Source organism: Nostoc sp. PCC 7107, from assembly GCF_000316625.1.
Classification (GTDB): domain Bacteria; phylum Cyanobacteriota; class Cyanobacteriia; order Cyanobacteriales; family Nostocaceae; genus Nostoc_B.
The window spans coordinates 4095885-4114013 of sequence record NC_019676.1 but is presented as its reverse complement, the minus strand read 5'-3'; the positions used below and the strand labels follow the sequence as shown (position 1 = coordinate 4114013).

Sequence of the window (18129 nt, the reverse complement as noted above, 5' to 3'; positions counted from 1 at the left end):
TATAAATATCATAACAAAGTATTTACACAATTGCAATGTTTATGATATTGTTTCTAGGCTTTTATTGGTGTAATAGACTTTTGTCAAAGTTCCCAAAATTGTGTTCCCACTAAATATAGGGTCTTGTCTATCAATCTTCAACTAATATTGCACCCAAGAATAAAAACAAAGAAACCCTGCTATTTCAGGGGTTCAGAGGATTATGCAGATGGGATATTCAGGAACTTGTCAGGACTATATGCCAAATTACCCAAGGGTGTTCTATCGGATCAAGCCCAGTTCCATAAGTTCTTGAGGAGATGCCAGCACGTCAATTGCCACAAAGAAAATCTGTCCTTGCGGGTTGAGCAAAAACCGCCATGCTAGATTTATGCTAACACTGTCAGTAAACCAAGGAGTTTGGACTTTACCCATCACCTTAGTCTGAGTAAATTCTCCTGCTGCTGATTCAGTTACCCCTCGCTCTGGTATGAGCTTGAGTCCGTAGCATTCTTCACGCATATAAGCGAGGATGTTCTTCTGACCCACAATCGGTTCCTGGAAAGGCGGTTGCAAGGCACCATCTTCAGTAAATAAAGCCACAGCCCCTTGAAAGTCAAAGGCGTTCATATTCTCCATGTAGCTGAGGACTGTTAAGTTATCGATGCCCTCAATGCTGACCTTAGCTCTTGGCGCGATATCTTGAGGTGGAACCACAGGTTGTTTGACGTTTTGCGCGCTAACCTTTGAGGTATACCCCATATTAACGACAATATTTTGTAATACAGTGAGTTGCTGACCGCCTTCAAGTTGACGGATAGCTTCGAGAACATCTGATGCTTGCGGAGAAAGTTTATAACCTTCTGGAATCGGGGCAACGATTCCTAGTTTCATCCACTCGCCTAACTCATACCAGAAGCCCAACTTGATGTTTGTGCCGAAAGATGAATAGGTACGGCAGATGGGAGTATCAGCATGGTTCACTAGATCGCACATCATTTGCGTTTGCTTCTCCGCAGACATCTGCTTAATTTGCGTCAGAGTTTTTTCTGCGAAGACCATATTGGCTGCTCCCATAGCAGCGGGGGTGATTGTAACTCCCATCTCGGTATAAGCAAACCAAAGCAAAGCTAACTGATCCTCAGCGCTGAGTTGATTACATGATTCAACCGTAGCCGGAACCACATTAGCAACTAGAGTGTCGGGAAAAATAGAGCGCGCAGACTCGATAGTAAAGGACATTTTTCAAAATCTCCAGAACGAAATTAGGTTAATTTATTGATAGTGTTTTACCTGGCTGTAAATATTGCTATATCTAGAAACAAGCGATGTCTTGAGATAAAGACATCGCTCACCAATAGCAGATTTATTGTCAGGTGTTAACTAAAGAAATAATTAGCAGACTCCAAGAAATCATTGTGTTTTCTTCCATCAGGCATTTTTGCTCCCCGCAGATTTGCCCTATTGAAATTGCTTCCTTTGAGTCCAGCCCAGTTTAAATTAGCATTGCTTAAATCGGAGTCGCTCAAATCTGCGTTACTCAAATGTGCGCCACTCAAGTCTATTCCACTCAAATTTGCGTTAGTTAGGCTGATTCCTCTCCAGTCTGCCTCTCTAAAATTTCTTTCTCCGTTGGCATATCGTCTTAAAACTTCATTGGCATCCATATTGGTTGCCTCACAACGTATAGCGTTATCGCTGTTTATACATTCACTATAACTCATAATGTGCTATTAAAACATCACAAGTTGACTTTGGGCGATCGCCAATTAGCATAATGCGCCAACACGCCACAGTATTTGAGATGTAAATTGAGCAAAATATTAGGAAATAGCGAGTAAATTATATCCTACAATCGTAAGAATTCAGCACCCAGTAGTCAGAAGCCAGAATTTGGAAATATCTATAGGATTAGCAAATTAATTCATCAAATATTTCTCTTGATTTTTCAAACCTTCTGACTCCTGAATTCTGACTCCTGAACACTTACCTACAATCTGCTTTGTAGTTCATTACTTTGCCACAAATGCTAACAATTGCTTTCACTCAGTCTAGGGAAATTTTACACTTTTGTTTTCAAGGCTATTTTTGTATTTCCCATAAACAAATCCACTAGTAATCATCATGAGAAAGGCAGGAGCCGCAAGCCATAGCCAGAAACCAGGAAGTAACTTGATTAATAGAAGCTGACTATCAGGATTACTACCATTGGGTAAGGGAAACCAATATGTTGATATTGTGCCGGTAAAGCCTACAATAATTGCACTAAAAGCAGAAGCTATTGAGAAATAGTATTTCTTCTGGACAAAAAATTTGCAAGAAAGCCAATAAAGTGGATTAGCTAACCAACCAATAGCAGGAGCTTGAAGAAATAACAATCCAAGTACTCCCCACATCGTCACTTCAGCCCCCTTCATGATAGTAATTGAATTTGTGTATATTGTCTTGTATTCGACTATCTCAAAAGCCAGTGCTGGCAAGCTAAGTGCCATTATATAAAGAACTAAAGATATTCCCAATAAAAACAAGGGTTGTGTCCAGAAAAATGCTTTTTTCATAAAGTGGATTCTATAGTGAGAGCAAATAGCAATTCCTACATAAGCCAGATTTTGCTAGTCGTAACAACATCTTTGCTTTTTGCTCAGTCTAGCGATAGATTGCATTATCAATTGTGGCTCGGAAAAATTCGCCCTCTGACTCAAACCTTTCAGAGCCAAAGTACCATCCAACTCGCAGACGTGTGGGAATTGTGTAGCCAGAGAATGTACCTTCATCGTCTATAATTGCACCAAAGTCCACATCATGAAACTCAGCACCTTCTGGATTGCCCCAGCGCGGTAACTTGACGGTTTTGAGCCGACCTGTTTGATCAATAGTCAAATCAAGTTCTGCTCTCTCATCCTGTAGTACGAAACTCGAATGTAAATGTGATGAATCTATTGTTGTCCAGGTCACATCATCACCATAGAACACAGATGGTAAACAGATTGACTCTGACTGGAGACGACCAACAGCAGACCGTGTAATATCGGAACCCGAAGCTATCATCACAGGGAAAATTCCTAAAAGCTTCCACTGCATAGCACCTACACCGTCTATAATCCGATCCGATCCCACGATTGGCAAACCATTCATCCATGCTGTAGCACTCCAAATCAGTCCATGCTCCCAGCAAATAACTTGCTCTGCTTTGAATGGAATCCAACTCTTCAATTTGATTTCGCCGTGCATCTGCAATCGCACCGCAGATGCAATTTTGGTTCCAGGAGCGATCGCGTGTTCGAGATATCGTCTTGCTGCTTCTGGTAAATGAGCGAATTCGTCTGAATCAAATACACGATCCTTAGATATCGCTAAATCCCAGAGCGTATTGAGAGAAATCTGTTTAGTCATTATTACCACCAGTATTTTTAATTCAAAATTTGATAGATTGTAATGATAAGAATAATTGCAAAAATAGATGTATAAATCGATTTAGTATATTTGGCTAACCAACTTGGAAGATAAATATCAAAATTGTCTTTTTTGGAACTTGAATATTTTCGGGCAAGCAGATTTAATGGGCAGTGTAATTTAAACGTCAGTAGGGTTAGTCCTTCTAGAAATACAAATCCATAACCAATCCAGAGCCAGAAATCGAGTTTATTTGCAATTGCGGCATAAAGCATATAGAAAATCACAAAGTTGAAGAATACCCATATCAACGTGTGAATGGTTTTAATTAGCGTCAATTTTGTTTCATTTTCCATATTGATTTTAGTGTGATGGATGGTTGTTCTATTTCCTGAATGAATTGATTGAATATGATATATAACGTAACGCTCGATTTTGTAAAGAATTCCAAAAATTGATCGCAGGTATAATAACAGAGATAGCCAGAAACCAGATTTAAAGTTATGCGATCGCCGATTCCCGTTTTCTCGGTTGCCGAATATTTAGAAGCAGAAACTAAAAGCGAACTCCGCCATGAGTATTTGGGTGGTCAAATTTTTGCGATGGCGGGGGGCAGTAAGGCGCACAATATCATTACTTTAAATATTGCTAGTCGGTTACGTTCTCAATTGCGGGGTGGGGCAAGCGATGTGTTTATGTCAGATATGAAAGTCAAGTTAAGCGCTACTAATCAAAATCAGACGATATTTTATTATCCTGATGTAGTGGTTACTTGTAGCTCTGAGGATCGAGATAACTATTTTCTGAATTATCCTTGTGTGATTTTTGAGGTGTTATCACCAAGTACCGAGGTTAGCGTAGGCGTAGCCCGCCGTAGGCATCGCCGTGAAAAGCTGGTTAATTATCAGACTATCGGTAGTTTACAGGAGTATGTTTTAGTTTCGCAAGATGAGATAAAAGTGGAAGTTTATCGTCAAGATTTGCTAGGGAATTGGACACAGGAGATTTTGGGAATTGAGGATAAATTAGTTTTAAATTCGGTCAATTTACAGCTAACAATGACAGATATCTATGAGGATATTTTTTGATTTTGGCAGACAATGGTAATATTTTGCATTCTGGTTTTTGACAAAAGCTACCGTTTCTTGACTGATCCCACGCCTTTCACAGATTCCCGAACTTGGGGAGAACCAATATACTCTACTGACCCTACGCCAGATACAGTTGCATCTAACCGATCACTCACATTGACTACTGCACTCCCCACGCCGCTATGGCGAACCGTAGCCTGTTTAGTCTTGAACTCCTCGCCCTTAAAGCTTCCGACCCCAGAAAGGCTAAGGTCTAGTACATCAGTGCTTCCTGCGATCGTCATACTACCCACGCCATCAAGAGAAACTGATAACTGTTTGCCTTGAATACCCTTGGCTTCAATACTGCCGACCCCATCTATGTGCAAGCTTTTCAGACTCTTGACCTGCAAAACAAACTCAATCGGCTTGGTCGGAGCGAAAGAGGAATCATTGACAATGCCAAGATACAGAATGTGATCTTTGACGCGACTATCTAAAAGCGGCAGGATGTTGTCTTCTGCGCTAATAGTCAGGGACTCTTTTCCCGTCTGCTGCACCCTGACCCTACCCACAGATTTAAAGGAGATGGATGAAAATCCAGCCACTTCTCTAGATTCAGTTTTGACGATTCCAGATCCTCTAAGCCCACCCAAGTTCAAAGAGCAGGCTGCAAACATACTCAAAGCTGCCAAGGATGCAGCCAAACTATATAGCTTTGATCTCATTGTTTGCCTTCTTAAGTAGCTATTTGAGGTTTTTCTTGACCAAATTGCCAGAGCAATATGACACCCAAGCCGAAGAGATTGACTAAGAAAATTACTAACCCTCCGAAAAATGGAATTAGTGTCAGAACTGTCACGATCGCTAAACCTACCAAAAACTGCTGCTGTAACGACCAATTACGATTACTAAATAGGCCTTGACCGACAAAAAGTGCTACCCCTAATGACCCTACTAGAGAAGTAACAATTGCCGTCAGACTTAGTAGTGGAATCAGGGGAATACCAATAAGCGTAATCGCCAGAAACACATTGACAAAGATAATGGCGACAATCGCCCCCATTCCCCATAGAACAGCCAAAGTGGGGTGTTGACGCAATTTTGTAGCCAAATTCGGCAGAAACTGTGGATTGGTACGCAAAATAATCAGTCCGAGAATAGCTGCGATTACAGCGGCGCTAATTCTCAAAATGGGACTGAAGGAAGACTGAGCGAAGAAGCTTCTTCTACCTTGATTAGAACCAGACATCATCCCATGTCGTTCGCTAAATGTGGAACGTTCACCACCAACGATCGCACCTTCTTCTTGTACAATTTTGCCGCCAAAGGAGTAAGCATCAGCTTCTACCCGCGCTCTTTTTTTCAGGATGACATCTCCGCCAAAAGCGATCGCTGTATCCAAAACTCTGGCATTAGGTGATACCGTAACACTCCCCCCAAAAGCCAGAGCATTTTCCACAACTTGATTCTCTGGTACAGTTACACTGCCACCAAAGCGAATCAGGTTGGTATTGTTGATATTGATATCAGTTTGCGCTAGGGCATTGCCTGCAAATATTAAACAAATACTGGCGATAAAAACCAGAATTAATTGTTGCCACTTCATAAATTTCATCCTCTTGAACTACAAGAACAGGTCATTAGGTATATCCATATTTCTTGATGAACCAAGTTTTCACAAGTTGAGTCAATACACAATAGCAAGTTAGGATTAAAGCTAACCAGAGAAAATAAACGGCTGGCAAAGGAACTAACCCCAAACTAGATCCAATTGGCGAAAATGGCAGATACATTCCCACTCCCATTACAGTGGCAGTGATCATTAGCATCGGTAAAGAAGCCCGACTCTGGAAAAAAGGAATTTTAGCTGTGCGAATGACATGGATAATCAACGTTTGAGTCATCAGACTTTCCACAAACCAACCCGTTTGGAACAAAGCTTGATTGTCTACAGAGTTTGCCCCAAAGATAAACCACATCAGAGCAAATGTGGAATAGTCGAAAATGGAGCTAACCGGGCCGATAAACATCATAAATCGCTGAATATTATCAACTTTCCATTTCGGTGGCTTAACGAGGTCATCTCGATCCACATCATCGAAGGGAATACCTGTTTGCGAAAAGTCGTATAGGAGATTATTTATTAATATTTGTACTGGCTGCATCGGTAAAAATGGCAAAATCGCACTTGCACCCAAGACACTAAACATATTGCCAAAGTTAGAGCTAGTACCCATTCTGATATATTTGATGATATTGGCAAAAGTCTTGCGACCTTCGATTACTCCAGATTCCAGGATTAATAAGTTTTTTTCTAACAAAATAATGTCTGCCGATTCTTTGGCAATATCGACCGCCGTATCAACTGAGATGCCCACATCTGCCTCCCGCAAAGCGGCTGCATCATTGATCCCATCTCCCATGTATCCCACAATGTTGCCTTTTTTTCGCAGCACCTGAATAACTTTGGCTTTTTGAGTGGGAGAAAATTTAGCAAAAATAGTTGTGGTTGCAGCAGATGAAGCTAATTCATCATCTGATAAAGAGTCAATATCGCTACCTAATAAAACCTTTTGGATAGGTAAGCCAACATCTTTGCAGATTTTACGAGTAATGATTTCATTATCCCCGGTGATAATTTTTATATCGACTCCATTGCGTTTGAGAGCTTTAATTGCTTGGGCTGCGGAATCTTTAGGCGGATCGAGAAACGCAATGTTACCCAACAAAATCAAATCACTCTCATCGGTAATGGCATAATGCGATTGATCCGTTGGCATGACTTTGTATGCCACCGAGACTACCCGTAACCCTTCAGAATTGAGTTTTTGTTGTAAATCAGCAACCTTGGTATGGACTGACTCATCCATTGGCAAAACCTGATCATTAACTTTGAGTTGAGTGCAGACTTTGAGGACTTCTTCAACTGCACCTTTGCAAATCAGGATATGCTGTTTTCCCATTTCTTCGACGACAACAGACATCCGACGACGCACAAAGTCAAAGGGAATTTCATCAAATTTCTGGTAGTTTTTTTCAATGTCTAAAGATGCAAGTTCTTGATTGTGATCGAGAACGGCGATATCCAATAAATTTTTTAAGCCAGTTTGGTAAAAGCTATTAAGATAAGCATATTTGAGGACATCTGTACTTTCTTGACCGTAGGGATCTAAATGCCTCTGTAAAACGATTTTATCTTGGGTGAGAGTGCCTGTTTTGTCAGTACAGAGAATATTCATGGAGCCAAAGTCTTGAATTGCATCAATGTTTTTGACAATTACCTTTTTGTTAGACATGGTAATTGCCCCCTTGGCCAAATTTGCCGTGACAATCACAGGTAACATTTCTGGAGCCAGTCCTACAGCTACAGATAAACCGAAGGTGAATGCCTCAATCCAATTGCCTTTAACCACCCCATTGATCACAAAGACTAGTGGAGCCATGATCAGCATAAAGCGCAACAGCAACATGGTGACACCATTGACACCTTTGTCAAAGCTCGTGCGTGGTTTGCGTCCACTAACGGTTTTAGCTAGTGATGCTAGATAAGTATGACTACCCGTTTCGGCGACAACGGCTGTTCCAGAACCACTGACTACCGCCGTACCCATGAAACAGAGGTTGACTAACTCTAGTGGGTTTTTCTCATTGTGATCTGGGAGTTCTGCGTGTTTTTCAGTGGGTAGAGACTCCCCGGTGAGGGTTGACTGACTGAGGAATAAATCTTTCGTCGCAATCAGCCTGACATCGGCTGGAATCATATCTCCGGCTGACAGAAAGATGACATCACCAGGTACAAGTAGCTTCACTGCAATTTCTTTTCCTGCTGTTATTCCCTTCTCTTTTTTCGGTGCGGCACCCAAGCGACTCACCGTTGCTGTTGCGCTCACCATTTCTCGCAGCTTTTCGGCGGCTTTGTTCGACTGAAATTCTTGTGAAAAGCGCAGCAAACCACCGAAAATCACCATCGCAAAAATGATCAAGGCGGCTGTGGGACTCCCGGTTAACAGTGAAATCGTCGCCAGAACAATGAGTAAAAGCGAGAGGGGATTAGTCACCGTTTTTAGGAGTTGGACATACCACGCGATCGCTTTTTCACGGGCGATCTCATTTAGTCCAGATTTCTCTAATCGCCGTTTGGCTTCAGTCTCACTCAACCCCTCTAAAGAAGTGTCAAATAAGTGCAGAACTCCATCCACATTATGTTGAGCAATATCAATGAGCGTTTTTGATGAATCTACAGACTGGCTAGATCCCGTTTTAGGCTTTTTGGATGAATAGGGAGACTGGCTTAACGTCTTCATAAAGTAAGCTCCAAAACGTGAAAATTTGGTGATTCATCGATTTGATTTTTTGGGGTTAATCAACTGATTGGCGCTAAACCTTTTTGCGGCTTAATGCGACGCGGCAAAGTGCTGTCGAATCTTCGCCGCGATTTGATGATCTGTCATCTTATCCACTGTTTCAATATCTACGATGCGGCTACCAAGGTTATTTTTTTCTAGCCGTTTTTTCAGTTCATCCTTTGCCTCACCAGGCCCAAATATCAGCATAGACTCGGCATCACGAATATATGCAATGACAGCATCATAGTAAATATTAAGTTGTCCCGTAAAATTTCTCTGGAGGCTATCATCTGCGGGTACTTGATGTGATTCGTAAGCACCTTTAAGGGGTGAATCACCAGAATGCCGAGGCTGTTTTTCTACTTCTGATATTATCTCTCTTATCTCTTCCCCTTTCTCCGTAACAGCCACGACAATAGCTTTCCTATGGTCAATCCACAGCCCTACTTTTGTTTTCATTGATATCTCCTTTGTTCACTAGTTACATTTAACTAAGTATCTATGAAAATTAATTTTCCATTTTTTAATTCTGTATCCTTGATTGGATAGGGTAAAGAGGCAAATGAGATGTGCAAATAATTTGACCTTACTACTTATTAATAGGTCTAAGTAAATAAATTTAAACCTTTAACTTCAATTCTTGAGCAAGGCTTGATTAATATGGCGATCGTTTTGCCACCTGCAACATAGTTTATTGTTAGCTTACCCTTTCAAATTAACCAAGGTATTGTTCTTGAGGAAGATTTTCTATGAAAGCAAGGTTTTATTTAATTTGCGATACTTTGGAAGTTATTAGTCTAAATCTTGTCGTGCTAAGGCTTGAATCTCAGTTCGCAGTGCGGTAATTTCTGCTTGCAAGGCTTTAATTGATTTCACACCCGCCAGTTCTGCTTGATTATTTTCGGCATCCTGACTCACAAAAAATGTTGCCAGGGTTGCCGTCACATAACCACTGATTGCAAAGGCATACAGTGCCAGGAAAAAACATAGTACCCGCCCTTCTGCCGTTTTCGGAAAATAATCAGACCCGATCGTAGTCATCACCATTGCTGTCCACCACAGCGCAGTACCATAATCGGTAATAGTGCCATCAGGAAGTTCGCGCTCAAACGTATAAATTCCAGCCGCTCCAATTAGAGTAACGATCGCAGTTAATCCCACCACATAACCAAACCCTCGCCGCCCAATACTGGCTCCCAGGACTCGCATTCCTTTGTTGGTTCGCGTCATCACTCGCAACAATTGTAACCCTCGAACCGCATGAACTGATTGCAAAGACTGCATGACTCGCAGAATGCGAAAGATTCGCAGCGCTGGAATAAACAGTGAAAAAGCGGTCAACCAATTATGTCGAAGGTAAGAAATTCTGTGAGGTGCGAGGAGAAATTTGATACCAAAATCTATGATGAAGGCGATCCAAATGATAGCAGCGATCGCTTCTAATAAAGGATTCAGTCCCCAAACTAGCTCAACAATAAAAAGTCCCAACCAAGCAAAGCCCAGCACCAACATCGGCGTTTCTAGCCAATCTTCTAACTGTTGCAGTACCTCACTGCGCTCTTGATCTAATACCAATTCAAAAAATGTTTGCGACAGATAAGGCATTGAGGATGAAGTCATAACCAGTCAAAGAAGCAGCAATTTGAGGAGTGAGGAGAGCTAGGAGTTGAGCAACCTTGGTTTGCAGATGCTCGCCTGTTATCAAATAGCTCCCATTTCAAGTCTTGCTTGAGATATTCCCAAACGCGCTCTATGGGATTGAGTTCAGGAGAATGAGCAGGCTGGAACAAAAGAACAATATTCTCTGGAATTTGTAAACGTTTAGCTTGATGAAATAAGCCGTTATCAACTTGGAGAATGTTAAGTGATTTGGGATAACAGGCAGCGAACTCGTTCAAAAATTGTTGGTAGCATTCGGTATCAACATGAGAAAACTGCCAAAATAAACTTTCCCCAGTAAGTGGTTCAACTGCTCCATATAGCCAGAACGCTTTAAATTGCCACTGCCAATCACCAATAGGCTTAACTCCGGGAAGAGTAATTTTACGTCCTTCAATGGTTTTGAGTCCAAATCGACTCTCATCTTGTACAAAATAACGAATATTTTCGTACTGAGGCAAGATAATGGCACTGTATTGAGCAATTAATTGCAAGTCATCACCGAGTTTTTTTTAAAAGACTCTAGTTTTTCTTCGTCCTGTTTTCGGTTACGCGGACGTGGGACTTTCAGCTTGGCTTTGAGCCTGTAACGTGCCAGATGATGTACAGTTGCGTACTCAGCTTGCACACCCAAGGTTTTTTCTAACCAATGTTGTATTTGTGTGTACCGTTGAAACCCACCTTCTGGTTGTTCGAGTTGTTTTTTCAAACTCGATACAGCCCAATCTGGTATTGCTCTTTTTCGACCTGAACTCGTTCCAAATTCAACAACCGCCTCAATTCCTCCTTCTCGATAATCTGCCAACCATCGATGTACTGTAGCTCGATGTTTTCCCAAGATTTTAGCAATCTCACTTACACTCATTTCTTGCCCTTTAATCAGATATAGGGCTTGTATACGTTCTTTGCTCCGAGACTGTTTTTGATGTTTGAGCAACTTCTCTAGTTCCTCGACACTTTCTTCTATCTCGATTTGTGTTACCCCTACCATCACATACCCTGAATGCTACTTCTGTCTATTTTTACCATTTGTCGCATTCTTTTTTCAAATTGGTATAACGCCGGCTTTGTCTGTTGGTTCAGATAGCTCATAATGAGTGAGAGGGATGAGACTGATACACCTTTAGCTGCGCCCGTAATTGGGCAATTTCAGTCGCCATATCTAGCACCATTGCCGCGCCGACTACGTTTAGCCCCAAATCTTGACGCAAGCGTTGAATCTGAGCAATTCGCGCGATCGCACGGGAATGCAGCAAATCACCAATCGCTTCGATTACGCCTAACTCAACATAAACCTGCACAACGCTAATCGAAGTCTCAGTTATTGATGCGGCATATTCAAAGGTGTAGAGTTTTTCGCCTTCGGGTGAAACCACGGTTTTTGAAAGGCTGAAGGTCATAACTTAATCTCCTCTAACTGGGCGCGTGGGTTAAAGCTAGTATTTGCCTGGATTTTTTCGTAGTATTCTTCCTCAATCGCACTCAGGTCTTGCGGCGTGACAATCTGAAGTTTGGCAAATAAATCACCTCGTCCCCCTTTTGGCAATGTCCAGCCTTTGCCGCGCAGTCTCAGCGATTGCCCCGATCGCACTCCTTTGGGAATTTTCATCGTTACGCTACCATCGGGGGTTGGTACGCTAATTTCTGCGCCTAAAACCGCTTCATCAGGGCGAATGGGAATTTCGCAAACCAAGTTATCGCCTTCAAATCGAAAGAAGGGATGGGGTAACACTTCGATAGTTAAATATAAATCGCCACGCTGTTGAGAGAAGGGACTAGGACGACCTTTACCTTTGATGCGAATTCTACTTCCAGGCTTTGCGCCTGCGGGAATACGGACGTTGATTGTTTCCTCATCGAGTTGCAGCCGTTTTTGGACACCGTGAAACGCTTCGGAAAATGTCAGGGCGATCGCAGCTTCAGTATCCGGTGCGGGAGCTTGAGAACGAAATCCCCCACTAAAATCATCAAAGCCACCAGTAGAGGTTTTACGCCGCGATCGACCCAGCAGATCGTTGATAAACGAATCAAAATCGCCGTACTGATCGAAGTCGCCTGCAACATTAGTTCCGCTAGGTGGTGGCGCTTCAGTGTAACCAGGGTGATTCCAATGCTGACCAAAGCGATCGTATTTCTGCCGCTTTTCTGGATCAGAGAGTACCTCATTCGCTTCGTTCAGGTCTTTGAACTTCGCTTCTGCGTCTTTATCTCCAGGATTGAGGTCAGGATGATATTTTCGGGCAAGTTTGCGGTAGGCCCGTTTGATTTCTTCAGGAGTTGCGGTTTTGCTCACTCCCAGAACTGCGTAATAGTCTTTAAAATCTGTTGTCGTTGGCATCACTGACCTCTCGATTGCGGGTTATTCTGCGCTTGGTACATCTTTAGTAGCGATCCGTGGGGAATACTATACCGATAACTACGCCAACAAAGACGATCTCCGCAGTGATAAACACCGAATACAGAGAAGGCGGCGACAAATGGCAAGGGGTAGGGGGAAAGAGAGTTTTAGCTATTCAAGATATGATGAGAACAACATTGAAAGTGCAAAACTTCCGATAAATGTCAAGATAGACCAGTTTGTATCTTGAGTTTGATGCGCTTCCGGAATAATTTCTTCTGCGATCGCCGTGATTAAAGTACCTGTTGTAAAAGCCAGCACCACTAACTTGGGAAGATCAGCTTGTCCGCGCAATCCCCAATAGCCCAGTGTCGTACCCAGCCAAACAGGGATAATAAATGCAGCAAGTAACAAAAATCGCTCTATTTGCGGCAAATTTTGACTCTTAAATGCTGCATTGGTCACAAATCCTTCGGGAATGTGCGCTACAACTCTTGCTGATGCCAGCACCACCCCTAAATGCGGCGCTATCGTCAGACTGGTGCCAATCATTAATCCATCGCCAAATAAGTCGATCGCAATGCTGAGAAAAATCGCCAAACTCACAGTATTGAGATCGATACCACGGAGTCGATTCTTGCTTAACTTGAGAAGTTGATTCACCCACACAAAAAAAGCTCCACCCAAGAACAATGCTAGAATCGTTGCCCAAACGGGTTTGGCGATCAAAACTCTAGGTATGAGTTCAGTAGATGCGATCGCCAGTAGCACGCCAGCAGCAGCGTGCAATGCCAGTCCTAATGTTTGTTTGGATGTCGGTAAGGCTTCAGCAATCATTGCTCCCATGAAGTTACTGACAACGGGCAAAGCTGACAATGTGAGAGCAAAGAGAAATTCCTGCATAGTCAGGCTCCGCTAGTCGTAACATTTCAGTCAAAATCAAGTCTTCTAGTTTTAATATGCTCATGATTTTGCGGCACTGACAGCATAGCTTCAATATGAGGATTTGCCCATTCTGCGGCTATTTTCAGAAAATCAGGATCGTCATTGACACAACCGAGCCTTGTGTAATTCACATTGGGATACTGACGCTGCAAAGGTTGAATTGCATCCTCAACTTCAAGAATGGTTTCATAATTATCTGTCACCCAACCGAGTGGTTGAAACAGAATAACTTGCGCCCCTGATTTAATCAAACTTTTCGCCGCTTGTTTGAGATTGGGCTGTGACCATTTGATGAAAGGCGTATCATGATTTACCCAACCGATGGAGACTAGGGGATATTGATGCTGTAATTGTGATTGGACGCGATCGTAAAGAGCTTGTCCATCAATTACCCCGGTTAACAGTCCTTGCGCTTTTTCTGGGCCACCGTGAACGGTTAATATAATGCCAATCTGAGACTCAAAGAAACGACCCGCGAATAGCTGATTCAGAGTTTCTTTAATCCGACGCACCATCAAATCAATGTAGCTAGGCTCAGTCGCAAAGGCTGGAATATATCGAACAGCCTTGAAGCTCGAATGTTGAGGCTCATTCACAGATGTGGTTGCAGCAATCACTTCATTAACTTGCTCTACAGCTATTTTGCCAGTGAATGCAGAATCAACCACCAGTAAAGGATAAATCAGCAAATTCTCAAAGCCTTGCTCAATGATATCTGCTACAACTTCTTGCACAAAAGGTTGACAGAAATAAAAGCCTTTGAAAACCTGCACCCGATTTCTCCATCGCTGTTGTAACTGTTCTTCGATACCAAGACGTTGTTTTTCAAAAAGCTCATTTTCGGGCGACATGAAATGATGGTGCTTGACTCCAAAATTGTACAAATCTTGAAGTGCCAGAAGCCAACCAGCAGTAGGATATAGCCACTCTGGAATCGGCACAAACTGAGCCGCGATGTACTTACTTGCAGCTTGATTGTAACGACTCAGATCGCGGTAAGATTGCACTTCACCATACCCTGCAAGCAAAACTGCAACGCGATTGTGGTTGTGGGTTGCGACGGGCTGCGTTGCTTGAGATTCATGACTAATCATTGGTTTGAACCTCAGTAAATTGCTTTTTAGAAGTATGCTGTATATGAAGCCACATAGAAATTCCCGTAAAAAGTAACACAAACAAGCCAAGAGCATTCAGGAAGGGATAAATGACTTCTAGATTAAGTGCGCCAAAGTCTCCCTTATGCCAATGTAATAACCAGTGAAAACCATCTTTTTTACCTGCCAAATCAACTATCTGATAAACTGTTCCTGTAATTGTTGTTAGCAATAAAGGCAACAACATAATGGGTGCAAGTATGCTGTGCAGATGGCTAATATTTTGAAAATAGTGGCTATGATTTTTGGCGGTTGTCATCAAATAATTTCCTGGTTTTGCCTTTTAGTTAGTTGTCGAATCATAATGACTCTTTATAAATATCCACCGAATTTAAATATGCGTTATCCATAACCTTTGTAGAGACATAGCACTGCTAAGTCTCTACATTGTTTGTCACTAGATGTCTAATGTTGGCAGGTTAATAGTTCAAAGCCTTAAACAGGGACTGACAAGCTGATTTCATGACTGATTTTGCCTAGCATTTGCTTCGCTTGACTAACATCATCCTTATTACCTGTCACCAGGATGATGAACTCGCCTGCTTGGATTTTAGTCTCGTACCTGAGTATCTCGTGCTTGGGTATTCCTAACCCAGATAACGCACCTGCTAGTCCTCCGACAGCAGCAGCACTAGCGCCACCAACAAGGGTTCCTTCCAACCAACCTGCCAATACTCCCACAATGGGGCCAGCAATGATGATAGGCGCGACTCCGGGAATAAATACTACTCCAGCCCCTGCTAAAATGCCAAATAAACCGCCGACGAAGCTACCCCAATAAGCACCTCCAGTAGCTCCAGTTTTGGCTGTATCTTTCCAGGTGAGAAATCCCCGCACATTTTCTGTGGTTTGATAGTCTTTACCAATGATCGAGAGCTTTTGCATATCGAAGCCTGATTTTTGTAGCTCCAATACAACCCTTTCTGCTTCTGCATGGGAAGGGAAATGGGCAACAACGGTATGTGTATATGTCATGAGTTTGGCTCCTGTATATATGTCAAATAGTTCTCAGACAAGCTTGGTTTTACTTTTTTGTAGTTACCGCAGCAGTTTCAGCATCTAGTCTGGCGGCGATCGCTTCTAAGGTGGCTTTTTCAGCTTCTTCAAGGGTGGCGATCGCTAAAAAGGTTGCTGTAGCTGCATGGTTTTCAGCTTTATCTGCCCGATGTTCAAGTTTCTTTACTTTGCGGCTCGTTTTCCATTCCTCGACATGGGACTTCACTTCAGATTCTTTTTCCTCAAACTGAGTTTTTAGCTTTGCCCGATACTCATCAAATTCGTGTTTTTTAGCATCTAGCTTTGTTTTTGCTTCGTCGAGTTGAGATTCAATTTCAACTTGAGTTTTTTTCGGCGCAGATTGAATACTTGCCTTCAGCGATTTTACCCGTTCTTCAACTGCTTCTAAATTGTCATGCAGATTTTTAGTGAAGTTATCAATTGCAGTACTCATGATAATTGCTCTAGTGTGTTGAAATTATGAATTTTGGCTTTATTAGCGTCAAGCTTAAGATTAAATCTATGCTTGATTTTGTTTTGCAGCACATTTAATATTTACAAACTTTTAAATATATAACCTCTACCTTTTGAAGGTTTTAGTATAAGTTATACAATTCAAACATTATTTAAATCGTTTTTAAAAGTATTTTCTATGGGAACAAGCCCCTCTTTGCTGATTTTGAAAAGGCTTATGGGACTAGTACAACAAGGTAAAATTTAAAAAATCTGCAACTAAATCTGAGAAAATATGCTTGGCAAAACTAGTACATTGTTGAATTTTTATCTGGTGATCGCTTGATTTATTTTCATACCTAAGATGAAAAGGTGAGGTTTTTTCAATCAACCAAATAATCCTAGAAATCAAACATCAATCTACCATAGTATAAGAGTATTTATACTTTCATTTTTTATGATTATTTTCCCAAATCATAAAATTAGAGAGACAGTTTTGATACGCTTGCCAGCACTTTTACTTTTACGAAGTAAGTAGCTGGTTGCAATTAAATATAAGATAAAGTGAGTTCAAAAACAGATGCGACTAGATGCCTGCTCCATTACGAGTGACATTAACAGATTTAGAAGATTTGACACTGGCTCAGTTGCGAGAAGCGACAACCGTTCCTCAACGCACACGAGATCGCGCCCACATGATTCGATTAAATGCTCAAGGATGGAATGTACCAGCAATTGCCCAGATTTTTGAATGTCACGAACATACGGTAAGAGCAACACTGCGGCGATGGCAGAGCTTGGGATTGGGGGGATTGTGGGAAAGAGCAGGACGAGGAGCAAAGCGTAAATGGCTGGAAGCGGACTTAGCATACTTAGAGCATTGTTTAGAGGTAGAACCCCGTACCTATAACAGTTTGCAGTTATCACAAAAGTTGGCTCAACAGAGAAATGTACAGCTCAGTCCAGACCGTCTGCGACGTTTGCTCAAAAAAAAGGCTGGAGATGGAAACGCACGCGTCATAGCCATAAAGGGAAACAAGATCCAGACAAACGAGAACTTAAACAAGCAGACCTAGATATCTTGAAGCAAGCGGCAGCAGATGGTTATGTTGAACTGAAATACCTTGACGAATCTGGATGTTGTCGTTGGAGTCCTGTCAGCTATAGTTACAGCCGTATTGGTAGCCAAAAACTCATGCCACAAGTAGGTAGTCGTGGTGGTCGTATTAGCATTTTGGGTTTATGGGAACCTCAAACCAGTTTTGAGTATGCCTTAGTTCAAGGTGGGTTCAAAACACCGCGTTACATTGAAGTGATGGATTTGGTTGCAGCTAAAGCACAACAAACTTTAGATGAAACTGGTCAAATCACTGTGGTTGTTCAAGACAATGGCTCCTTGCATCGGAGTAACAAAGCAAAACAACGATGGCAACAATGGCAAGAACAAGGACTATACTTGTTTTTCTTACCACCCTATTGTTCTCAAATGAATCGAATTGAGGAGGAGTGGCATCAATTGAAGACTCATGAAATTGCTGGACAGATGTTTGATAATAATTATGATTTAGCGATGGCTATTATTGATGGCATTGAAGCCAGAAGCCTTAAGGATGGATATGCTCTTGAGCGTTTTATATTTAATTGCGCCTAGCTACTTATAAGTATCACCCATGAGCATCTCCCTAATACCTAAAGGGATAAAACATAAAAAAGTAAAATATCAGGGACTGAGTAAACTAAGAGCAAATAAATTGCCAACAAACCTACTTACTTTAGTGGTAGGTGAGTACATT

At 41.9% G+C, this 18129-nt stretch carries 19 protein-coding genes and 1 pseudogene; 2 read left to right on the top strand and 18 right to left on the bottom strand.

Going from position 1 to position 18129, the window contains the following annotated elements:
* Window positions 1–261 precede the first annotated feature (261 nt).
* The 4 genes from NOS7107_RS17625 to NOS7107_RS17610 form a co-directional block, all read right to left on the bottom strand.
* Window positions 262–1221, bottom strand: a complete 960-nt coding sequence (locus NOS7107_RS17625) for an orange carotenoid protein N-terminal domain-containing protein (RefSeq protein WP_015114304.1) — start codon at window positions 1219–1221, stop codon at window positions 262–264.
* A 137-nt stretch (window positions 1222–1358) separates the two neighbouring features.
* Window positions 1359–1646 carry a pentapeptide repeat-containing protein gene (locus tag NOS7107_RS17620; protein WP_015114303.1) on the bottom strand — a complete coding sequence of 96 codons (288 nt, stop codon included), beginning with the start codon at window positions 1644–1646 and terminating at the stop codon, window positions 1359–1361.
* 384 nt (window positions 1647–2030) lie between these two features.
* Window positions 2031–2537, bottom strand: a complete 507-nt coding sequence (locus NOS7107_RS17615) for a hypothetical protein (RefSeq protein WP_015114302.1) — start codon at window positions 2535–2537, stop codon at window positions 2031–2033.
* A gap of 88 nt (window positions 2538–2625) precedes the next feature.
* Window positions 2626–3372, bottom strand: a complete 747-nt coding sequence (locus NOS7107_RS17610) for a DUF6544 family protein (RefSeq protein ID WP_015114301.1) — start codon at window positions 3370–3372, stop codon at window positions 2626–2628.
* A gap of 503 nt (window positions 3373–3875) precedes the next feature.
* Here NOS7107_RS17610 and NOS7107_RS17600 point away from each other — a divergent pair.
* The gene (locus NOS7107_RS17600; RefSeq protein WP_015114299.1) at window positions 3876–4460 is read left to right on the top strand and encodes a Uma2 family endonuclease; all 585 of its coding nucleotides are present in this window, start codon (window positions 3876–3878) and stop codon (window positions 4458–4460) included.
* 47 nt (window positions 4461–4507) lie between these two features.
* Here NOS7107_RS17600 and NOS7107_RS17595 read toward each other — a convergent pair whose 3' ends face one another.
* The 14 genes from NOS7107_RS17595 to NOS7107_RS17530 all read right to left on the bottom strand — a co-directional run bounded on the left by NOS7107_RS17595 (window position 4508) and on the right by NOS7107_RS17530 (window position 16337).
* Window positions 4508–5122, bottom strand: coding sequence for a DUF2807 domain-containing protein (locus tag NOS7107_RS17595; RefSeq protein WP_253274558.1), 615 nt, complete (start codon window positions 5120–5122; stop codon window positions 4508–4510).
* Window positions 5123–5181: 59 nt separating this feature from the next.
* Window positions 5182–6051 (bottom strand): hypothetical protein, encoded by an 870-nt coding sequence (locus tag NOS7107_RS17590; protein WP_015114297.1) that lies wholly within the window; start codon window positions 6049–6051, stop codon window positions 5182–5184.
* Window positions 6052–6085: 34 nt separating this feature from the next.
* Window positions 6086–8749 carry a magnesium-translocating P-type ATPase gene (mgtA, locus tag NOS7107_RS17585; RefSeq protein ID WP_015114296.1) on the bottom strand — a complete coding sequence of 888 codons (2664 nt, stop codon included), beginning with the start codon at window positions 8747–8749 and terminating at the stop codon, window positions 6086–6088.
* 90 nt (window positions 8750–8839) lie between these two features.
* The gene (locus tag NOS7107_RS17580) at window positions 8840–9250 is read right to left on the bottom strand and encodes a hypothetical protein (protein ID WP_015114295.1); all 411 of its coding nucleotides are present in this window, start codon (window positions 9248–9250) and stop codon (window positions 8840–8842) included.
* 333 nt (window positions 9251–9583) lie between these two features.
* Window positions 9584–10411 carry a potassium channel family protein gene (locus NOS7107_RS17575; protein ID WP_015114294.1) on the bottom strand — a complete coding sequence of 276 codons (828 nt, stop codon included), beginning with the start codon at window positions 10409–10411 and terminating at the stop codon, window positions 9584–9586.
* Window positions 10408–10944 carry an IS630 family transposase gene (locus tag NOS7107_RS17570; RefSeq protein ID WP_083889664.1) on the bottom strand — a complete coding sequence of 179 codons (537 nt, stop codon included), beginning with the start codon at window positions 10942–10944 and terminating at the stop codon, window positions 10408–10410. Before NOS7107_RS17570 ends, NOS7107_RS17575 begins: the two co-directional genes overlap by 4 nt.
* On the bottom strand, window positions 10935–11441 hold the full coding sequence (locus NOS7107_RS17565) for a helix-turn-helix domain-containing protein (protein WP_044499669.1): 507 nt from the start codon (window positions 11439–11441) through the stop codon (window positions 10935–10937). The genes NOS7107_RS17570 and NOS7107_RS17565 overlap by 10 nt, the downstream gene beginning before the upstream one ends.
* Before the next feature lie 97 nt (window positions 11442–11538).
* Window positions 11539–11850 carry a chaperone modulator CbpM gene (locus NOS7107_RS17560; RefSeq protein WP_015114293.1) on the bottom strand — a complete coding sequence of 104 codons (312 nt, stop codon included), beginning with the start codon at window positions 11848–11850 and terminating at the stop codon, window positions 11539–11541.
* Window positions 11847–12788 carry a DnaJ C-terminal domain-containing protein gene (locus NOS7107_RS17555; protein WP_015114292.1) on the bottom strand — a complete coding sequence of 314 codons (942 nt, stop codon included), beginning with the start codon at window positions 12786–12788 and terminating at the stop codon, window positions 11847–11849. The genes NOS7107_RS17560 and NOS7107_RS17555 overlap by 4 nt, the downstream gene beginning before the upstream one ends.
* A gap of 171 nt (window positions 12789–12959) precedes the next feature.
* Complete coding sequence (locus NOS7107_RS17550; RefSeq protein ID WP_015114291.1) at window positions 12960–13691, bottom strand: ZIP family metal transporter; 732 nt, start codon at window positions 13689–13691, stop codon at window positions 12960–12962.
* A gap of 26 nt (window positions 13692–13717) precedes the next feature.
* Complete coding sequence (locus tag NOS7107_RS17545) at window positions 13718–14827, bottom strand: ferrochelatase (RefSeq protein ID WP_015114290.1); 1110 nt, start codon at window positions 14825–14827, stop codon at window positions 13718–13720.
* On the bottom strand, window positions 14820–15146 hold the full coding sequence (locus NOS7107_RS17540; RefSeq protein ID WP_015114289.1) for a hypothetical protein: 327 nt from the start codon (window positions 15144–15146) through the stop codon (window positions 14820–14822). The genes NOS7107_RS17545 and NOS7107_RS17540 overlap by 8 nt, the downstream gene beginning before the upstream one ends.
* A gap of 176 nt (window positions 15147–15322) precedes the next feature.
* On the bottom strand, window positions 15323–15862 hold the full coding sequence (locus NOS7107_RS17535) for a general stress protein (protein ID WP_015114288.1): 540 nt from the start codon (window positions 15860–15862) through the stop codon (window positions 15323–15325).
* A gap of 49 nt (window positions 15863–15911) precedes the next feature.
* A complete protein-coding gene (locus NOS7107_RS17530; RefSeq protein ID WP_015114287.1) occupies window positions 15912–16337 on the bottom strand; it encodes a hypothetical protein in 426 nt (141 codons plus the stop codon).
* A 589-nt stretch (window positions 16338–16926) separates the two neighbouring features.
* On the opposite strand from NOS7107_RS17530, the pseudogene NOS7107_RS27965 reads away from it, so the two are divergent.
* Window positions 16927–17987, top strand: a pseudogene (locus NOS7107_RS27965) (IS630 family transposase).
* Window positions 17988–18129 lie beyond the last annotated feature (142 nt).

Coding starts and splice junctions, on each gene's coding strand:
- NOS7107_RS17540 (WP_015114289.1), bottom strand. CDS start 15,146: ATGACAACCGCCAAAAATCATAGCCACTATTTTCAAAATATTAGCCAT.
- NOS7107_RS17575 (WP_015114294.1), bottom strand. CDS start 10,411: ATGACTTCATCCTCAATGCCTTATCTGTCGCAAACATTTTTTGAATTG.
- NOS7107_RS17560 (WP_015114293.1), bottom strand. CDS start 11,850: ATGACCTTCAGCCTTTCAAAAACCGTGGTTTCACCCGAAGGCGAAAAA.
- NOS7107_RS17625 (WP_015114304.1), bottom strand. CDS start 1,221: ATGTCCTTTACTATCGAGTCTGCGCGCTCTATTTTTCCCGACACTCTA.
- NOS7107_RS17535 (WP_015114288.1), bottom strand. CDS start 15,862: ATGACATATACACATACCGTTGTTGCCCATTTCCCTTCCCATGCAGAA.
- mgtA (WP_015114296.1), bottom strand. CDS start 8,749: ATGAAGACGTTAAGCCAGTCTCCCTATTCATCCAAAAAGCCTAAAACG.
- NOS7107_RS17610 (WP_015114301.1), bottom strand. CDS start 3,372: ATGACTAAACAGATTTCTCTCAATACGCTCTGGGATTTAGCGATATCT.
- NOS7107_RS17590 (WP_015114297.1), bottom strand. CDS start 6,051: ATGAAGTGGCAACAATTAATTCTGGTTTTTATCGCCAGTATTTGTTTA.
- NOS7107_RS17545 (WP_015114290.1), bottom strand. CDS start 14,827: ATGATTAGTCATGAATCTCAAGCAACGCAGCCCGTCGCAACCCACAAC.
- NOS7107_RS17555 (WP_015114292.1), bottom strand. CDS start 12,788: ATGCCAACGACAACAGATTTTAAAGACTATTACGCAGTTCTGGGAGTG.
- NOS7107_RS17615 (WP_015114302.1), bottom strand. CDS start 2,537: ATGAAAAAAGCATTTTTCTGGACACAACCCTTGTTTTTATTGGGAATA.
- NOS7107_RS17620 (WP_015114303.1), bottom strand. CDS start 1,646: ATGGATGCCAATGAAGTTTTAAGACGATATGCCAACGGAGAAAGAAAT.
- NOS7107_RS17580 (WP_015114295.1), bottom strand. CDS start 9,250: ATGAAAACAAAAGTAGGGCTGTGGATTGACCATAGGAAAGCTATTGTC.
- NOS7107_RS17600 (WP_015114299.1), top strand. CDS start 3,876: ATGCGATCGCCGATTCCCGTTTTCTCGGTTGCCGAATATTTAGAAGCA.
- NOS7107_RS17565 (WP_044499669.1), bottom strand. CDS start 11,441: ATGGTAGGGGTAACACAAATCGAGATAGAAGAAAGTGTCGAGGAACTA.
- NOS7107_RS17550 (WP_015114291.1), bottom strand. CDS start 13,691: ATGCAGGAATTTCTCTTTGCTCTCACATTGTCAGCTTTGCCCGTTGTC.
- NOS7107_RS17595 (WP_253274558.1), bottom strand. CDS start 5,122: ATGTTTGCAGCCTGCTCTTTGAACTTGGGTGGGCTTAGAGGATCTGGA.
- NOS7107_RS17530 (WP_015114287.1), bottom strand. CDS start 16,337: ATGAGTACTGCAATTGATAACTTCACTAAAAATCTGCATGACAATTTA.